Origin of the sequence: Candidatus Defluviilinea gracilis, from assembly GCA_016716235.1 — a bacterium.
In the GTDB taxonomy this organism is placed as follows: Bacteria; Chloroflexota; Anaerolineae; order Anaerolineales; family Villigracilaceae; genus Defluviilinea; species Defluviilinea gracilis.
This window is the reverse complement of the sequence record JADJWS010000002.1, coordinates 261,886-276,973: the sequence shown is the minus strand read 5'-3', so window position 1 is coordinate 276,973 and position 15,088 is coordinate 261,886. Positions and strand designations below refer to the sequence as shown.

The following is a 15,088-nucleotide window of genomic DNA, read 5'->3' as shown; positions in this document are numbered from 1 at the left end:
AGATTAGAAGACCCAAAAGGCTGGAAGATATGTTCGGAGCAGTGCATCAATGATCAAGCCGAGCAAAATGTAGCCGCCGAATTGACGATTGTGTTGGAAGGCGAAGCCCGAAAACCAAACGGGCCAGAACGCGCGGGCTTGTTCAGGGGCTTGCGCGGGTTTGGGATGATTCAAAACCTTGATTGCGTTCAACGCATCTTTGGACGCGAGAAAGACGATGAGCATGGCGGGGGTGAAATAGCGCGAGACGAAGACGAGATACGCGATGACAACATAGATGAGGACGATGGCGACTTGATCGGCGCGTCGCGCGAACGCCTCACCCACGCGGACAGGGAACGTGCCGACGCCTTTGGCTTTGTCGTCGTCGTGTTTGTCAATGTGCTTGGCGATGTTGATGCTCGCAACGCCGAGACCATACGGCACGCCCGCCAATACCGCGCTCCACACATTGGACATGACGATCTCGTGTCCGCTGAACAATGCCAGCACATAATACACGCCGCCGATGATGATGGGACCCCAAATGAGGAAGATCGTAAATTCGCCAAGTCCCCAATATTTGAACGGATAGGTGTACGCGAGCAGAGCAATCGCGCCGAAGACGAATAATCCGATCACGGTTGTGTTGAAGCCTGTGCTCAGAAAGACGTACACACCTGCGAGCGTTGCGAGAAAGCCGCTCGCCAAAAACCAACGGATCTGTTGCGCCTTGGTGAAGAATCCCTGCACAAGCGGATGGACGCCGTATTGCGTGCGGAAGTAGTTATCCTTGTCCACGCCGCGTGAGAAATCGGTGTAATCGTTGAGCAGGTTGTTTGTGCCGTGCGCGATGAACAAGCCGAAGGTCACGATGAGGAAGGGAATCCACGAGAAGTAGCCGTCGCGCGCGGCGAGGATGCCCGCGATCACGCAGGAATAGACGGTGACCAACGTCACTGCCGAGCGCGTGGCGATCAGCCATTTCGAGACCACGTCGAGCGCGTCCCATTCTTTTTTGCTGTCCATTTTGATGAGTTGCCAAGAGGCTTTGCGCCACATGGCGAAGTTGATGTTCATTGGTTACTCCTTTTTTCCACAGCCGCAGAGTTCACAGAGACTTTTGAGATAAGAGCCTAAATCACTGCGCTCACTTCGGCTGATGTTCCTGGTGTCGGTGCTTCACGAAAGCTCAGGCGACACGATTCGCTGTGAAAATCGAACTACGTCAAGAACCTATTTTCGTTTTCGGTTTCAAAAATTATACTCGCAACATGCGCCATCGGTTACAATTCGACCCCGTCAAGAAAAAACCTGGAGGAGTTAATGTCTAACACGAACGAAGAATACATCCCCGCGCTGAGTTATCGCTTTCTCACGCCGTTTTTCGATTTCATTCAAAAATATATCGTGCGCGATACGCGCTATAAATCGTTGTTGATCCAACAGGCGAACATTCAGCCCGGTCAAGCGGTTTTAGATTTGGGTTGCGGCACAGGGACGCTGGCGATCATGGCAAAGGAGGCGCAACCCAGCGCGGAGGTGACGGGTCTCGACGCCGACTCCGACATGCTGAAGGTGGCGCGCTACAAATCGGGGGAACGCAAAGCACATGTGAAGTTTGACGTCGGCTTCACCAACAAACTCCCCTACCCCGATGCGTCGTTTGACCGCGTGATGTCCAGCATTATGATCCATCACTTGAAAACGCCAGACAAAATAACGACCGCCAGCGAGGTCTTCCGTGTGTTGAAACCTGGCGGACAGTTACACATCATTGACTTTGGCAAGCCGCGCACGTGGTATGGAAAGTTGATCGGTCCGTTTTTGCACAAGTTCGAAGAAGCCAACGATAACATTGACGGAAAACTTCCTGAAATCTTCGGGGCGCCCGGGTTGAAGACGGAGATCGTCGGTCACTTTTTGACGTTCTTTGGAGATCTGGCGTTTTTGAAGGGCGTGAAGTGATTTGACGATGGACAATAGACCATCGTCCATCGTCTCAAAATGAAATTGTTCTGAGCGCGACGCCTACAAGAAGATCACAAACGCCACAATGATCGCCAATTGCGCCATGGGATAAAAACTGGCGCGGTCGAAGAGCATTGCCGCCATGCGCCCTTCGCTTTGTTGGCGGAAGAGGTCGAAGCCGGGTTTGAGGAGCAGGATGAGACCGGCGAAGGCGGAGGCGAGCAGGTAGGGCAAGCCGAGGGTTAGCGGCGAGACGCGCGGCAGGATCAGGCTGAACGTCACGGTAAGAGCGAGGGCAAACAGGACGATGACGCCGGCGGTCCGCGTCCCAAAGTGAAGCGGAATCGTTTTGGCGTTGACTCGTTTGTCTTCCGCCGTATCGTTCCAATCGGCGGGGATGTTCTGCCCGCCAATCTCCCATACGAAAATCCAAATCAAGACAAGCGCTACTTTCGAGAGATCGGGGTTCGGGTCAACCACAAAGATGGCGGCGATGGGTCCGCTGGATTTGACGAGTCCGCTGACGAAGGTGCGCAGATACGTGACTTTGAGCAGCAGCACATAGATCACTTCGAGGATTGCGGCGGAGGCGAGAATGACAACGATAAAGGGATTGAGGACATACGCCCCGATCATCGCAACGACAAACCAACCCGCGAACCAAAGCGCGCCATGGCGAATGCTGAGGGCGTTTCGCGCGAGAGGATAGCGCAAATCGGAAGCCTCGACCGAATAACCGGCGTTGATGCCGCCTGCGAATTTTTCTTTATCTACGGCAATCCCAACGAGGTCGTTGAGCGCATAGATCGCGGTATAAGCCGCGAAGGCGGTGAAGAGGGATAGGACGATGGTCCAGAACGGCGGGAATGCGCCCAACCACAACAAGGCAACAAAGCCCGGCATGGCGAGGTCTAAAACTCCGTGAGTAGTTCTCGAAAGCGCGAAGAATCGCTTCATGTATGTCTCCAATGTACCGCAAAGTTTACTTTGCGCTTTTGCTTTTAATAAAATGCGCCATGTAGTTCACGTCTTCTTTATTCGGCGCAACCTTCCAGCCGCGCGTGATGGGATTGTACATCAGGCTGGCGAGGCGCGCAAAATCAAGCCCCGACTCGCGGTTCCACTGCTTGAGTTCGCTCGGGCGGATCAACATCGAGTAGGTATGCGTGCCGCGCGCCAACAGACGCAGAACATATTCGCCCATGACGATGGCAAACAGAAACGCTTTGGGCGTGCGGTTGATCGTGGAGAAGAACGCCTGCCCGCCGGGTTTGAGCGCCTTCGCGCATGCCGCCACCACTTTGCCCGGCTCCGGCACATGCTCAAGCATTTCCATACAAGCGACGCCGTCGAACGTCCCCGCCTCTCGATCCGCCACATCCTGGACGCTTTCGTAGCGATAATCAATTTGGAGATTCTGACTCTGCGCGTGACGTTTCGCCACCTCGACGGACGCTTCGGACAAGTCTAAGCCTGTTACCCGCGCGCCGGCCTTTGCCAACGCCTCAGAGAGGATCCCCCCGCCGCATCCCACGTCGAGGATCTTCGGGTTCGCGGGGAGTTGCTCCATGATGAACTTCGTCCTCAGCGGGTTGATGATGTGCAAAGTGCCCATCTCGCCTTTCAAGTCCCACCAAATACTGGAGAAGTGATCGAACCGATCGATCTCCCGTTGATGAACATTGTCAAAGGATTTCATATTCTTTGGTCATCCAATCTTCCAAAATTTTTACAGCAGATTCAATTTCAGTCGCGCTAATATCGTTGAGGAAAGTACAGCCGCCAATACCATGCGGCATGGGAACGCGCTGTAGTCCGTTACGATGATACGTGCGTTCGATCAACGAGGAGTAAAGCAGGCTGGGGTCGAGGATAGAGGCGTTGAAAGCGAAGCCCAACTCGCGCGTCAAGCGGAAGATGCGTTCTGCGTCAGAATCCGTCAACAAGTTGCGTCCGCGCGCAATCAGCGTGGAGAGGAGGATGTCAAGCAACACTGCCTCGCCGTGAAGCAAATTCGCCTCGTGCCGCGTCTCCAATCCGTAGCTGAAGGTGTGACCGAAATCCACCTTGCGGGCAAGTTCTGCCTCGAAAAGATTCGGCTCCAACTCCTTGATCATGCCGGTGATGGCGCGGTCGAGTAGGACGTCGCTTTCTCCATTTTGAAAATGCGACGCCACACTTTGCGCTCCATGCAATTCAAGCAGGTCGAACAATTCGGCATCGCAGACGACGGCAAGTTTGATGATCTCGCACACGCCGTTGAGGAGGTGACGGCGCGGAAGGGTTTTGAGAAGCGTTTTGTCGAGCAGAACAGTTTGAGGGGCATGAAAAGCGCCGAGGCGATTCTTGTTGCCGTTGAAGTTAAAGCCGGTCTTGATGCCGATGGAGGCGTCCACATACCCCATCAACGTGGTCGGTACTTTGATGTACGGCACGCCGCGGCGATGACTCGCCGCCACGAAGCCCACCAGGTCGGTGAGCACGCCGCCGCCGATGGCAATGATCGGCTCGTCGCGGCGATGAATCGGAAAAAGGTCGAGTTCATGCGCAAGGGCGAGGTAGTGATCCAGCGTCTTGTTTTCCTCGCCGCCGGGAAAGATAACAATACGCGCATCCACATGATGAAAATCAAAATACGCGCGGATGGCGGCGCCGTGATATTTTTCCACGTTGGCGTCCACCACCACAAAGCGGCGCGCGTCTTCGATCTTGCCGACCGAAAGCAACGCCCAATTTTGCGGGTGGAACAAGCCCGAGGTGTTGATCACCTCGTATTCGATTGTGTGTTGATAGGTGACTTTGCGCGTGGTCATTCTCGTCCCAACTCTACACGATCTGACGCCAGTCTGCTTTCGCGTCTAACACCCTTTGCGCGAGAGCCTGCGCCATCTCGAGGCTGTGATTCTTATAATTGCCGCATTGTTCGATGTTGGCGTAAGGGACTTCGGCGGCAACCAAGATATCATTTAATATTTTTTCGTACACATCCATCACGGCTTCGGAGCGTCCTTCATTGAGCAAAACCAGATAGAAGCCGGTCTGGCATCCCATCAAACCGATGGAGATGAAATTCTGCGGCATATACTTTTGGAATCCCCACAATAAGAAATGCTCAAAGGAGTGCATTTCGGTGGATGAGAGGAAAACAGAATTCGGCAGGTTGATCCGCAAATCCACCGAATAGACCACGTCGCCAGCCGCGCCCGGTTTCGCAGAGCGCAGTTTGACGTGCGGGGCTTTCAATCTGCGATGGTCGAGTTCGCCGACGGTGGCTGTCTCCCAACCGAGTTGTTCGAGGTTGATCATAAAAATACTCCAAAGGCAAACTGGAGTTTGCCATACTATACAAACAAAGGCAAACTGAAGTTTGCCGTACTATACAAACTTTGACAAATGTTTGTAACTATCCGCGAGCGCTTTTTCCCACGACGCCACATGGTGATACAACTCCACCGAGGCATAGCCGGAGAAGCCGTTGTCTTTGAGGGTCTTGAACGTGGCGGCAAAATCCATCGTCCCCTCGCCGGGGATCTCGTGGAAGTGGACAATGCCCGTCAACGTGTTGGCGACCATCTTATCCATCAGAAGTTTTCCGTTTGTGTCTTTCGTGCTTCGCAAATAGATGATGATCGGGCGAGCGCGTTCCAGCACATCGTAAGTCAAGCCCGGAACCGAAATGAGGTAGACGAAAATTTCGCTCTCAAACGGAGACTGCCCCGCATACAGGCTGTTGTAATCCACAAAAGCGGGCGGCACGGAGATGTTCACCGATCCCAGAATCGCTTCGATCAGTTTCTTTTGCTTTGCGCCGGGGGGCTCATCGTAAAAATAAATCGGGTGATCGGGGTCAACTAAAAGATAATCCGCTGTCTCGGGGAAGTAGATCAGGTATTTGGCAAAGTTCAAATCCATCTTGAGGTCGTCACTCGCCTTCACCAGCTTTAGGTTATAACCCTCCTGCGAATCGGACACGTGCAAAAACTTCGCGCGCGGCGCGGCTTTGCCCAGCGCCTCAAGATAGTTCGTCTCGGAGCAATAGTTATGATTCAGATCGAGGTGCAATTGGAAACGCGATGAACCGATCTCATCCACGAGATCCATGCCCTGCTCGAGCGTCTCGATGTACATGCCGGGCTCAGGCTCGATCAACAATGTGATGTTGTCGTCGTCGCGCAACGACGAAAGGCATTGATGGATACTATCCACCAGCAACTCGCGCGGATTGACAGACGGGTTGCTCACATGCTCATCGCGGATGAAGCCGCTTCCAAACGAGACGAGCGGTATGCCCAGCCTGCGGGCAACATGCACTCCCCTGCGGACAAGCTCAATGCGGCGTTTGCGTCCCGCCAGATCGGGAGTCATCAACGAAGGTTCGTGCGGACGCTGCGGCGTGAAGAAATGCGAGGCGGTGGACATGCAAGCCGCGGTCACTTCCAGCGAGTCGAGCTTCCGCTTGATCGCGTCGAGATCGTCGTCGGTCAGGTTGAACGGGTTGAATTGGTCGCGGTGAAACGAGAGTTCCACGCCGGGGTAGCCCGCTTTGTCCACCACTTCGATGGCGCGCAAAAAATCGAGGTTGGTTAACCCAAAGGTGCTGTAACTGAGTTTGATCATCATGCGCTCCGAAATACAACTCGTTTCCAACCGTGAAGTTCTTGATGCTGAAGTTCTTGACGCAATTGCGCTGCGTCTGCACGAAGTTCTTGACGTAGTTGTACTGCGTCAAGGCAGGCGACACGTTGCCTGAACTTTCGTGAAGACCGTCTATGACAAGCGATTTTCTCGTACTCCAGGGTTTCTAACAACGCGAAGAAGCGAGCCGGTCTTTGCAAACGCAAGGATTATACTCCCGTTTGTGAAAATAGATACAATCCGACCCGGCATTATCCGCTTTTCCATCAGGATGAGGGCGATTCGCTCGCCGGGCTGGCTTGGTCCGCCAGCGGAAGCGTGAAGTAAAACGTGGCGCCCTCGCCCACCCGGCTCTCCACCCAAATTCTGCCGCCATGAAATTCAACGATCCTCTTGGCAAGCGCCAAGCCCACGCCTGTCCCGTCGATCTTTGGATTCAACCGGTTGAACAAGCCAAAGATCTGCTCATGATATTGCGGCGCAATGCCTATGCCGTTATCGCGCACAAAGATCGTTACAAACCCATTCTGCGGTTCCTTTTGCCCGCCTATTTCAATCTGCGGATTCGATTGATCGCCCATGAATTTCAACGCGTTGTCGAATACGTTTTGTAGAACTTCCAAGAGGCGGCTCCGGTCTCCATAGAGGAAAGGCAGATCATCCTCAATGGTGATACGGATTTTTCTTTCCGCCAGGCGACCCTGGAGCAAGCCGAGAGTTTCGTCAATTAATGCTTTGAGCGCTATGACAGTGGGCGGATTCGTCAGCCTCCCAATCCTTGAAAGCTCAAGAAGGTCGTCCAATAGTTTGCGCATTTTCTCCGTTGCATCGCCAATGCGCCGGAGATCGCCTTCAAGCCGCTCCACATTTCCCGAGCGCGCGTCTTCGGGGAGAAAACCGAGGAAACCTTTGATCGTGATAAGCGGCGCTTTCAGGTCATGCGAAACCGTGTAGGCGAATTGCTCCAGTTCGGCATTTTTGGCTTCCAATTCCCTGATCAAGTCCTCGCGTTCTTGTTGAACCTGCTTTTGTTCGGTGACATCCTGAACCGCGCCATAAATGCCGATCAATGTATTTTGTTGCGAATCCAAAACAGGATGAGCATAATTTCTCACCCAGCGGATCGAGCCGTCTTTATGAACGGTCCGCAATTCTGAGATCACCGTTTCGCCCCTGCGAATTTTGTCCATATCGCGCGCGTCCTTCTCGATATCGTCGGGGTAGATCGTAGCCACCCACCCGCCGCGCTCATTGAATTCTTGCACCGTATAGCCCGATATCCGCTCGAACGCTCCCGCCACCCAGTTAAGCGCGATGTCGCCCTTTTCGTCCTGTATGTTGGAGAACACATAATCGGAGGTGACCGACGAGATCAAACGATAGCGTTCTTCGCTTCTACGCAGTTCTTCTTGCCGCTCCGCTTCCACCCTGTTGCGGTGGCTGATCGAAACTAATACCAGCACAGCGCTGATGAGAAAAGCGGAGAGAGGCCCAATGATGGATTCAAAATCGGCAAAAGATTGCGGCGCGGCAAAGGGAATGGAAAGCAGGATTGCCGCCTCAACGACCGCAAAGAGAATAGTTAGTTTGAGCGAGAGTAATATCCCAGCCAGGATCAGCCCTGGGATCAGATAATAGATGGTTGTCACAGGAGATGAGGACGTGCCGGAAACGATATTGATGAAGATGACCACCGGGAACATAATGAGGATCGACAACGCCGAAGCGCGGTAGAAACCAGCGCGATTCACAACGTAAGACCCAACCAGAAAAACATACCCATACCAGGGAGGCTGGTAACCCGGGATAGAGGCGAGGTAATAACCATCCACGCCCATAAAGATCACGATCATGATCAATAGAAAGATATTCAGCAGGCGCGACTTATGACGGAGCGCAATATCCTCCGCGATCTGAGGAGGTTCGATGAATGCTTCTTGCAGTCGCCGAAAGGGAGAGTGAGACATGGGTTAGCGCGCAGACTCGGACTGGGAGGGAAGCGTAAAGTAGAACGTGGCGCCTTTCCCCGCCTCGCTTTCGACCCACAATCTGCCGTCGTGGAATTCGACAATTCGTTTGGCGAGCGCCAGCCCCACACCGGTCCCATCGGCGCCCGGGTCTAGTTTATTGAACAAACCAAAGATTTTTTCATGGTATTCCGGCGCGATGCCGATTCCATTGTCACGGACAAACAGGATCGGCTTGCCGCCTTCGCGCCCAGCCTGCCCAATTTCAATCGTCGGGTCGACCTGATCGCCCATATATTTGGCGGCATTGTCAATCAGGTTCTGCAAAAGTTCCAATAAACGCTGGTGGTCGCCATATACAACCGGCAGGTCCGGCTGAATCAAAGTTCGCGCGCCGCGCGCCTGCAGGCTTCCTTCGGTCAATTCGAGCGCTTCTTCGACAAGTTCTCCGAATGAAACCATCTGTGGAGGATTCAGCGCCCTCCCAACGCGCGAGAGTTCCAGCAGGTCTTTCAACAAGTCTTGCATTTTATACGCGGCGAGGTAAATGCGCTGGACATCCTTCCGCAGTACTTCCATATCGCCGCGCTTGAGATCTTCTTCGAGATAGCCCAAAAAACCTACGATGGTCACCAACGGAGACTTTAAATCATGCGAGACGGTATACACAAACCGTTCGAGTTCCGCATTTTTTGCCTCCAGTTCGTTGATCAGTTTTTCACGTTCGGTGGCTATCCATTTGACGAGAGACACATCCCGGATCATCGCCATGACGGTATCGGAGTCGATGGATATGATCCGGGCTTCGAACGTTTTGCGCTCCCCGCTTTGCGGCATCTGATATTCAAACGCGTTTACCTGGCCCGATTCCAGCGCGCGAGTTATGGCGAATGCCGTCTGTTCCGCGAGCGGCGGAAGCACCTCCGACACTTTTTTACCGAGGAATTCCTCAGGCGGCATCAATGGGTCGAACAACGCGGATGGGACAAATCGCAAAATCGTTCCATCGCGCTGTAACTCGAAGAGCATATCGGGAATTGCGTCGAATATGGCGCGCATGCGGCGTTCGCTTTGAAAGAGGGCGTCTTGAGCCTGTTTTTGTTTTGTGACATCCAGAAACAAGGAGAGAATCGCGGGCTTGTCATCGAAATCGATCAACTCATAATACGCGTCTGTGATCTTCGTCTCGCCTGCGGCGGAAAAAAATTCGTAGACGGGGTTGTGGATTGTTTTCTCCTCGCGCAGTTTTGTAACGAATTTTCTCCGCAGTGATTCATCCTCCCAAATCCCCAATTCAATAGAGGTGCGCCCCAGCGCCTGGCTTGGAATAAAACCGGTTAACCTCCAATACGCCGCATTAGCGTCGAGCAACCGTCCCTCGTTGAGGCTGGTCAGAACGATCGCAATCGGGCTGGATTGAAAAATGCTGCGGAATCGTTCCTCGCCTTCGCGCAACGCTTTTTCCGCGCGCAACCTGCCCGCAAAATCCTCTTGAGTTTTTTCATGATCATCGCGCAGAATTTTGATCAATAAAAAGATGAGAAAAACCAGGAAGGCAAAGATCGCGGTCAGATCACGCGCGCGACCCAGCGCCGAATCGATCTGCGGGACCAAATCTCCGCGCAACTCGGCAATCGCCATGCCCCAAATCGCGACGATGCTTATCGCGGCAATGAAAATGGGAATTCGCCAGTCTGCCAACAGGGCGGCAATGAGAATAACGAGCATGTATACGTAAATCGCCAAGTCATGCACGCCATCCGAATACCATGCCCCGTAGGTCATCGCGCCCCACAACGAGAGCAAGGCGATGTTGGTGGCGGTATTCACATATCCCAATCTCAAAAGGAGGAGCAGAAGAAATTGTTCGACCAGCAAACCGAAGATGATGCTCGTTCTTGCGTCGAAGGATGCTTTCCCCTCGAGTAGATCGAAAAGAAGAATCAGCGCGCCGATGATCATCACCGCCCAGATCATCGAATGTAACAACCGCGCGGTCAAATTCCGCCGATCGGTTCCAAAGAGGGGTTGAAAGATTTTTCGAAAGCGACTGGTGTTCACGTGCCTGAAGCCTCCTCACGCAGTATAACACGGCGATTTTATCGTTAAACCCGAGGAGGCTTCCAAACATCCCCTGCTCTATGTAGCCTGCGGCGCGGCTATTTTTCGCTCACCGTGGAAAGCGCAGACAACGGAACGCGGCTAGCCCAATAGTTCTCCACCCAGAAGACGATTAAGGCAAGCCACACAATGCTGAAACCGATCAGCCGTGATTGGTCGAAGGGTTCGTCATAGACAAACACACCGATCAGGAATTGAATCGTCGGCGCGAGATATTGCAAGATGCCGATCATCGAAAGGGGGATCTGCTTCGCGGCGGAGGCAAACAGCAACAGCGGGATGGTCGTCACCACGCCCGCGCCGATCATCAGCAGGTCGGGAGTTGTTCCCGTGTGTAAAAATGCCGCGCTTCCATTGACTTCCGCCCATCCGAGATAAGCAACCGCGGGCAGAAAAAGTATCCCCGTTTCGAGTGTGAGACCGAACACCGAGCCAAGCGGCGCGAGCTTTTTCGTCAGTCCGTAAAATCCAAAAGTGAACGCCAGCAGTAGCGCGATCCATGGAAGGCGACCATACGCGAACGCGAGGTACGCCACCCCTACCGCGGCAAGCGCGACGGGAATCCATTGCGCAGAGCGTAATCGCTCGCGCAGGAAGATTACACCCATCAACACACTCAGCAAGGGATTGATAAAATAGCCCAAACTGGTTTCGACGATAAACCCCGCGTTGACCGCCCACACATACGTCAACCAGTTGACGCCGATCAGGATCGCGGCGATGAGATAAATTCGGAATGTCCGCGCGTTCAAGGCGGAACGAAAGTCATCCCATTGGCGCATGACCATGATGGTAACGATCAATAACAAAAATGACCACGCAATGCGATGCCCAAGCAATTCAATGGCAGGCACATCATGGAGCAATTTCCAATAGATCGGGAAGAACCCCCACAACGCATACGCGACAATGCCATTCAAAATTCCTTTATTCATTTTTCTCCTGAGCAATATGGATTTGTTTGAATCGGATGCGGCTATAACGCGCGACCTTACTAAAACGAGTGAATCGGTTGCCGCCCTGCATACCCGTCTTCGATCTCGTGCCAGAAGGCAATGTCGCCCTCTCCATGTTGCCAACATAAATACACTTCGCGTCCGTCTTTCAGCGCGGAGAAATCGAGCAAGCCGATGTTGATATCTTTGATCTGCGCGCCCGTATCCAGTATCTGATGAAGCAACGCGTCGAATTTTTCAAATTCAAGGACCATCTTGCTCAACGTGGGGTTGCCACCGTTCCCCGCAGACTTCTCGACGGCTGACCAAATTTCAGGCTGGTTGGCAAGAATCCGCTGGCGGATTTGCATCACTTCATCCATCAGCGGGCGGATGATCTTCAAGGTTTCATTAGCTTCCTGTACAGTAAAGTATTGTGGCATGGAGTGAGTATACACCAAACAAAAAGGCGGCTTATCGCCGCCTTTCTATCTAAATGTTTGCCCGTCGCAACCGCAAACTATTCGTCACCACGAACACACTGCTGAACGCCATCGCGCCTGCCGCAAGCATGGGATTCAACCAACCGAGCGCGGCGGCGGGGATCAGGATCACGTTGTAGAAAAAAGCCCAGAATAAATTCTGTTTGATCGTCGAGAGCGTCTTGCGCGAAAGCGAGATGGCGCGCGCCACGCCGCGCAGGTCGCCGCTCATCAACGTGACAGGCGCGGCGGCGATGGCGACATCCGTTCCAGTGCCGATGGCAATTCCAACATCGGCTTGCGCGAGCGCGGGAGCGTCGTTGATGCCGTCGCCGACCATGGCGATCACATTTACGATTTCAGATTTACGATTTTCGATTTTCGATTGGAGTTTCTTGACTTCGGACGATTTTCCTTCAGGTAAAACTTCAGCCAGCACTTCATCAATTCCGACTTGCTTGGCAATCGCCTCTGCTGTCTTTTGGTTGTCGCCTGTGATCATCGCAACTTTCAAACCCATGCGATGAAGATCATCAATCGCGTCTTTTGAATTTTCTTTCAGCGTATCCGCCACCGCGATCACGCCAGCGACTTGTCCGTCAACCGCGACAAGCATCGCAGTCTTCGCTTCGGCTTGCAAACGAGAGACTTCGGATTCGAGCCCATTCAAGGGATAGTTCCGCGCGTTCATCATGCGGAGATTGCCAACGGCAACGCTTCTTCCTTCGACCTCAGCCTGCACGCCATGCCCAGCCTCTGCCGCAAACCCAGCCGCTTCGCCCAAACCCAACCCCCGAGCCGTCGCCTCCGCCCAGATCGCCTCGCCAAGCGGATGTTCGCTTCCTTTTTCAACACTTGCCGCGAAACGCAGCAACTCGTCTACTTTCCACTTTCCATGTACCACAATATCCGTCACCGCGGGTTGACCTTTCGTGATCGTTCCCGTTTTATCCAACACCACAACATTGACTTTGCCCGCGCGTTCGAGCGCTTCGCTGTTTTTGAACAGCAATCCCAACTCCGCGCCTTTGCCTGTTCCCACCATCACAGCGGTTGGCGTGGCAAGTCCCATCGCGCAGGGACAGGCGATGACGAGAACGGCAACCATGTTGATCAACGCCGTGGTGAAGGGAGAATCAGAGAATTGGTAATTGGTAAATTGGGGGACAACGAAATACCAAATAGCAAAAGTTAGTAAAGCAATGCCAATGACCACAGGGACGAATACTGCCGAAACTTGATCGGCTAGTTTTTGAATCGGAGCCTTGCTCCCTTGCGCGTCTTCAACGAGTTTGATGATTCGCGCGAGCGCGGTCTCTTTGCCGACTTTTGTCGCTTCAAATTTCAACGCGCCGAGTTTGTTCAACGTCGCGCCGATGACCGCGTCGCCTTGCTTCTTTTCAACGGGAAGCGATTCGCCCGTCAGCATGGACTCGTCCACGCTGGACTTGCCTTCGATCACCACGCCGTCCACGGGAATCGTCTCACCAGGTTTGACGAGGACCACGTCGCCGACGCGCACATCGTCAATCGAAACGGAAGCCTCCTGCCCGTCGCGGATGACGCGGGCTGTTTTGGCGCGGAGTCCCATCAGTTTTTTAATCACTTCGGAGGTGCGTCCTTTTGCGCGCGCTTCCAAAAATTTTCCGAGTCGAATCAAGGTGATGATGACCGCGGCAGTCTCGAAATACACGTGACCAGCAATCGCGCCGAATGTAATGAACACCGAATAGATGTACGCGACCGACGAACCCATCGCGATCAACACATCCATGTTGGCAGAGCCGTTGCGCAGTGACTTGTACGCGCCGACGTAATATTGCCAGCCCACATAAAATTGAACAGGCGCGGCAACGAGCATCATCGTTAGGTTCACCCAACTTTCGTGCGCCCAATGCCCGAAGAAATTAAAATCGCGCAGCATCGAAAAAACAAACAACGGGACCGTGAAGATCAAACCGATGATGAACAGACGCCGCTGTTCCTGAATCTCATGTTCGCGCGCGATGGCTTCGGCATCTTCCGCTTCGCCGCCCAACTCCACCGCCTCAAACCCCGACTTTGAAATTGCCGCGCGGATCTCAGACTGACTCACCACTGTCGGCACGTAACGCACGCGCGCTTTTTCGTTTGCATAATTGACTTGCGCTTCGAGCACGCCCTCAAGACTCGCAAGCGACTTTTCAAGCCGCCGCGCATCGTTATCATCGGAGAGTCGCTTGATGATGATCTCGGCGTCGCCAGTCGCCACGCCGTATCCCGCGCGATTGACTCGGGCAATGAAATCTGTGATTCCCAGCTTGGCGGAATCAAAGTCCACAGTGGCGCGTTCGGACGAGAGATTGACAACCGCCGAGTTGACGCCATCGAGTTTCTTGAGGTTGCGTTCAACGGTCGCAACGCAGTTGGCGCAGGTCATGCCTGTGATGGGGAGAGTGAGTTGTTTTGTGTCGGACATACTATTTGTTATCTTCTTTCGTTCAATCTTCATCTAATGGATGTTCGATCTCGCCCGCCATAAAAGCGTCGGGGTTCTTTTCGAAAGCGCGCAGGCAGGCGGGGATACAAAAATATATTTGCTCACCGCGATAGATCGCGCTTGGGTAACCGCTGGTATCCGTCAACGTGCCACCGCAGACCGTCTTTGCTTTCGCGGCTTGCGGTTTATCAAATGGTTCTGACATGATTTTGAGTCCGTCGGCGTTAGAGAACGCAGACCACACTAATGAGATGAATGGTCGTGGTGTTCAGCCTGCTCGCCTTTATTCAAATATTTCTCGGGGTCTTTGTCGAATGACCTCTTGCAACCAGGCGCGCAGAAGTAGTACGTCACGCCTTTATATTCGGATGTGCCAGCCGCAGATTCGGGCGTTACGTCCATACCGCATACGGGGTCTACGAAAGGTTGTGTCATTTTGAATCTCCTTTTGAATGCATATCTTGGATAAGAATTTGTAGGGCGGGTTTTCAACCCGCCATTTGTCAATCTAGAAGGCGT

General features: G+C 53.4%; 14 protein-coding genes. 1 reads left to right on the top strand and 13 read right to left on the bottom strand.

The features are described from left to right. Positions 1–3: 3 nt before the first annotated feature. Positions 4–1,059: a prenyltransferase gene (locus IPM31_12205; GenBank protein ID MBK9007745.1), complete on the bottom strand. Its 1,056-nt coding sequence runs from the start codon at positions 1,057–1,059 to the stop codon at positions 4–6. Between the two features lie 246 nt (positions 1,060–1,305). Here IPM31_12205 and IPM31_12200 point away from each other — a divergent pair, with 246 nt between their 5' ends. Further along, complete coding sequence (locus IPM31_12200; GenBank protein ID MBK9007744.1) at positions 1,306–1,947, top strand: class I SAM-dependent methyltransferase; 642 nt, start codon at positions 1,306–1,308, stop codon at positions 1,945–1,947. A gap of 63 nt (positions 1,948–2,010) precedes the next feature. On the opposite strand, the gene IPM31_12195 is transcribed toward IPM31_12200, so the two are convergent. From IPM31_12195 to IPM31_12140, 12 genes are all read right to left on the bottom strand, one after another. Then, entirely contained in the window at positions 2,011–2,907 is an 897-nt protein-coding gene (locus IPM31_12195) for a UbiA family prenyltransferase (GenBank protein MBK9007743.1), read from the bottom strand. Between the two features lie 25 nt (positions 2,908–2,932). Beyond that, on the bottom strand, positions 2,933–3,649 hold the full coding sequence (ubiG, locus tag IPM31_12190) for a bifunctional 2-polyprenyl-6-hydroxyphenol methylase/3-demethylubiquinol 3-O-methyltransferase UbiG (protein ID MBK9007742.1): 717 nt from the start codon (positions 3,647–3,649) through the stop codon (positions 2,933–2,935). Next, a complete protein-coding gene (locus IPM31_12185; GenBank protein MBK9007741.1) occupies positions 3,636–4,763 on the bottom strand; it encodes a sedoheptulose 7-phosphate cyclase in 1,128 nt (375 codons plus the stop codon). The genes ubiG and IPM31_12185 overlap by 14 nt, the downstream gene beginning before the upstream one ends. A 13-nt stretch (positions 4,764–4,776) precedes the next feature. Beyond that, positions 4,777–5,256, bottom strand: a complete 480-nt coding sequence (locus IPM31_12180) for an S-ribosylhomocysteine lyase (GenBank protein ID MBK9007740.1) — start codon at positions 5,254–5,256, stop codon at positions 4,777–4,779. A gap of 69 nt (positions 5,257–5,325) precedes the next feature. Continuing rightward, on the bottom strand, positions 5,326–6,567 hold the full coding sequence (locus IPM31_12175) for a sugar phosphate isomerase/epimerase (GenBank protein MBK9007739.1): 1,242 nt from the start codon (positions 6,565–6,567) through the stop codon (positions 5,326–5,328). Between the two features lie 284 nt (positions 6,568–6,851). Beyond that, positions 6,852–8,552 carry a PAS domain S-box protein gene (locus IPM31_12170; GenBank protein MBK9007738.1) on the bottom strand — a complete coding sequence of 567 codons (1,701 nt, stop codon included), beginning with the start codon at positions 8,550–8,552 and terminating at the stop codon, positions 6,852–6,854. A 3-nt stretch (positions 8,553–8,555) separates the two neighbouring features. Continuing rightward, entirely contained in the window at positions 8,556–10,613 is a 2,058-nt protein-coding gene (locus tag IPM31_12165; protein ID MBK9007737.1) for a PAS domain S-box protein, read from the bottom strand. Between the two features lie 98 nt (positions 10,614–10,711). Beyond that, entirely contained in the window at positions 10,712–11,608 is an 897-nt protein-coding gene (rarD, locus tag IPM31_12160) for an EamA family transporter RarD (protein ID MBK9007736.1), read from the bottom strand. 59 nt (positions 11,609–11,667) lie between these two features. Beyond that, on the bottom strand, positions 11,668–12,051 hold the full coding sequence (locus tag IPM31_12155; protein MBK9007735.1) for a DUF2203 domain-containing protein: 384 nt from the start codon (positions 12,049–12,051) through the stop codon (positions 11,668–11,670). A gap of 49 nt (positions 12,052–12,100) precedes the next feature. Further along, complete coding sequence (locus tag IPM31_12150) at positions 12,101–14,548, bottom strand: copper-translocating P-type ATPase (GenBank protein ID MBK9007734.1); 2,448 nt, start codon at positions 14,546–14,548, stop codon at positions 12,101–12,103. A gap of 22 nt (positions 14,549–14,570) precedes the next feature. Beyond that, entirely contained in the window at positions 14,571–14,774 is a 204-nt protein-coding gene (locus tag IPM31_12145; GenBank protein ID MBK9007733.1) for a hypothetical protein, read from the bottom strand. A gap of 38 nt (positions 14,775–14,812) precedes the next feature. Then, a complete protein-coding gene (locus IPM31_12140) occupies positions 14,813–15,004 on the bottom strand; it encodes a YHS domain-containing protein (GenBank protein ID MBK9007732.1) in 192 nt (63 codons plus the stop codon). Between the last annotated feature and the right edge of the window lie 84 nt (positions 15,005–15,088).

Bases quoted from the DNA above. Each gene is read 5' to 3' on its own strand.
- IPM31_12205 (MBK9007745.1), bottom strand. From the start codon at position 1,059: ATGAACATCAACTTCGCCATGTGGCGCAAAGCCTCTTGGCAACTCATC.
- IPM31_12200 (MBK9007744.1), top strand. From the start codon at position 1,306: ATGTCTAACACGAACGAAGAATACATCCCCGCGCTGAGTTATCGCTTT.
- IPM31_12195 (MBK9007743.1), bottom strand. From the start codon at position 2,907: ATGAAGCGATTCTTCGCGCTTTCGAGAACTACTCACGGAGTTTTAGAC.
- ubiG (MBK9007742.1), bottom strand. From the start codon at position 3,649: ATGAAATCCTTTGACAATGTTCATCAACGGGAGATCGATCGGTTCGAT.
- IPM31_12185 (MBK9007741.1), bottom strand. From the start codon at position 4,763: ATGACCACGCGCAAAGTCACCTATCAACACACAATCGAATACGAGGTG.
- IPM31_12180 (MBK9007740.1), bottom strand. From the start codon at position 5,256: ATGATCAACCTCGAACAACTCGGTTGGGAGACAGCCACCGTCGGCGAA.
- IPM31_12175 (MBK9007739.1), bottom strand. From the start codon at position 6,567: ATGATCAAACTCAGTTACAGCACCTTTGGGTTAACCAACCTCGATTTT.
- IPM31_12170 (MBK9007738.1), bottom strand. From the start codon at position 8,552: ATGTCTCACTCTCCCTTTCGGCGACTGCAAGAAGCATTCATCGAACCT.
- rarD (MBK9007736.1), bottom strand. From the start codon at position 11,608: ATGAATAAAGGAATTTTGAATGGCATTGTCGCGTATGCGTTGTGGGGG.
- IPM31_12155 (MBK9007735.1), bottom strand. From the start codon at position 12,051: ATGCCACAATACTTTACTGTACAGGAAGCTAATGAAACCTTGAAGATC.
- IPM31_12150 (MBK9007734.1), bottom strand. From the start codon at position 14,548: ATGTCCGACACAAAACAACTCACTCTCCCCATCACAGGCATGACCTGC.
- IPM31_12145 (MBK9007733.1), bottom strand. From the start codon at position 14,774: ATGTCAGAACCATTTGATAAACCGCAAGCCGCGAAAGCAAAGACGGTC.
- IPM31_12140 (MBK9007732.1), bottom strand. From the start codon at position 15,004: ATGACACAACCTTTCGTAGACCCCGTATGCGGTATGGACGTAACGCCC.